The organism is Albidovulum sp., assembly GCF_049646345.1.
In the GTDB taxonomy this organism is placed as follows: Bacteria; Pseudomonadota; Alphaproteobacteria; order Rhodobacterales; family Rhodobacteraceae; genus Albidovulum.
In genome coordinates this window covers 1-2,112 of sequence record NZ_JBARVQ010000700.1, presented here as the reverse complement: position 1 = coordinate 2,112, position 2,112 = coordinate 1, and the positions used below count along the sequence as shown (strand labels likewise).

The following is a 2,112-nucleotide window of genomic DNA, read 5'->3' as shown; positions in this document are numbered from 1 at the left end:
CTTTCAGAAGGCGTTCTTCCCTGGGTTCGGTAACCTGCATCGCATTGTAGCCGGTCTGCGAGAAATAGGTGACGTGGGCCCGGACGCTGGCTGCGCGGCCTTCGAAGCCGAGGGCGATAAAAATACGCCGCAATTGTTCGATCCGGAACGCTTCGGTTTGGCGAAGCACTTCAGCCGTGCGGAGCGAACTGTGGGCCCAGTCGCGGATCGCGTTGTCATAGGCAGGAACATACTGATCCTCCTCCAGCAACACGCGCACATAGGCCAGGTATTGATGCCAGCCGTCATCGCCGGCCGACTCGATTGCTTCGGTGAAAGGGGCGGTATTGCGGTCCGCCCAGTCCCGGCGAACATCCTCAAGCAGTTCCTCGAGATTGCCAAACTGCCAGTAGAAGGCCCCGGTCGTCGCCCCGAGCTCTTCGGCGAGGTGACGAAGACTGATGCCGCTGATGCCCTTCTCTATCAACACGTTGCGGGCGGCGTCGATCCAACTCGATCGATCCAGGTTGCGGCTCGCCTTCTTTTTCGCTTGCACCATTTTGTTCTCCCACCCCGACCGCATGCCGAGCTCCACAAAAATTCATTGACTCGACTATCTAACATAACACATGTTATGCAATGAGCGTAACGACTGTTATGTTCAGTCATTTACGAACTACCCAGCGAGGAGGATGGAGATGTTTCGGAGGATTTTCTCAACGGCTGCTTTTCTGGCGGCCTTTGCTGCAACCGCAGCTTCAGCACAGATCGAACTCAAGTTTGCGACGGATTCCGGTGACCGGGATTCACCGTCCGGCAAGGCGCTGGCCGCCTGGGCAAATGCCGTCAAAGACGGGTCCAACGGCGAAATTGACGTCAAGGTGTTCTACCAGAATGAGCTGGGCGGCCAGCTTGAGGTGTTTGACCTCTTCGTCGCGGGCGAGGTTGACGCGATGATCTCTTGGCCGTCGACGTCGTATGACAAGCGGATCGGCATCCTGAACACGCCCTACATGGTCACGTCCTGGGACGAGGCGCTGGATGCCTACAAGCCGGGCGGATGGGCCAACGGTGTTCTGAACACGGTATTCAACGACATAGGGCTCAAGTATTTCGGCGCTTGGCCGGAAGGTTTCAGCGGTGTGGCGTCACGCGGTTCGTACGCGCTGGACCTCGACAGCGCGAAGGGTATGAAGGTGCGTACGCCACCGCTGTTCCCCTTCCCGCAAATTCTTGAGTCCATGGGCTATCAGACCGCCGCGATCGACTGGGGCGAGGTCTACACCTCGATCCAGACCGGCGTTGTCGATGGTGATGCGGGCAACGTGATCTACTGGGACTACGAGTATTTCCGAGACGTGCTCGACTACTACGTACGCACGAAGCACACCTTCGTGACCGGCAACCTGCTGGTAAACCTCGAAACCTATGAGGAATTGACAGACGAACAGAAGAAGCTGGTCGAAGAGACCGCCATCGCCACGATGGAGGCGCAGTTCGTCGCCGCGAAGGCAGAGGACGAGCACTACGTTCAGCTCGCCGTCGAATCCGGCATGGAGTACTTCGAACTGACCGACGAACAGCTGGCGCCGATCGTCGAAAAGGTCCGCGCCGAAGTCTGGCCGCAGATGGAGCCTGATGTCGGCAAGGACGTCATGGACCTGATCCGCGCCGAGGTGGACTGAGACAGATCGCGGCCGGAGCCTTCGGGTTCCGGCCGTTGTCTTACCCCCATTCAGGAAACTGGGAGCTGACCGTCATGGTGGAAATCTTCAGAAAGCTGGATTCTGGCCTGATAGGCCTGTTGAACATAATCGTCATTGTCACGAGCCTCGCGATCACTGGGTTGATCTTGTTCCTCGTTGCCGCGCGCTACTTTCTCGGCTGGTCGGTTGTCGGCGTGCTGGAACTGGCTACGCTTTCGGCAATCTGGCTTTACATGTGCGGGGCTGTTGTCGCGGCGCGCAACCATCAGCACCTCGTCGTCGACTTTCTATCCCTGTCGCTCAAGAACCCCAGAACCAAGGCGTGGCACACATTCGCCGTTTCCCTAGTGATGGTCGTGCTCAGCCTGTTCTTTCTGAGCCTCGCTCGCGACATGGTCGCATGGTCGATGAAGCGGCCTCAAACCAC

Annotated in this window: 3 protein-coding genes; 2 read left to right on the top strand and 1 reads right to left on the bottom strand. The window is 58.2% G+C overall.

What is annotated here, in order from left to right; all coding sequences use genetic code 11:
• The coding region (locus WBB85_RS18290) for a TetR/AcrR family transcriptional regulator (protein WP_432640026.1) at positions 1 to 538 on the bottom strand (538 nt) is incomplete at its 3' end.
• 133 nt (positions 539 to 671) lie between these two features.
• Between WBB85_RS18290 and dctP the strand changes: the two genes are divergently transcribed.
• Both dctP and WBB85_RS18280 read left to right on the top strand, forming a co-directional pair.
• Complete coding sequence (gene dctP / locus WBB85_RS18285) at positions 672 to 1,664, top strand: TRAP transporter substrate-binding protein DctP (protein ID WP_432640025.1); 993 nt, start codon at positions 672 to 674, stop codon at positions 1,662 to 1,664.
• Between the two features lie 74 nt (positions 1,665 to 1,738).
• Positions 1,739 to 2,112: TRAP transporter small permease (locus tag WBB85_RS18280; protein ID WP_432640024.1), on the top strand; the 374-nt coding region annotated here is incomplete at its 3' end.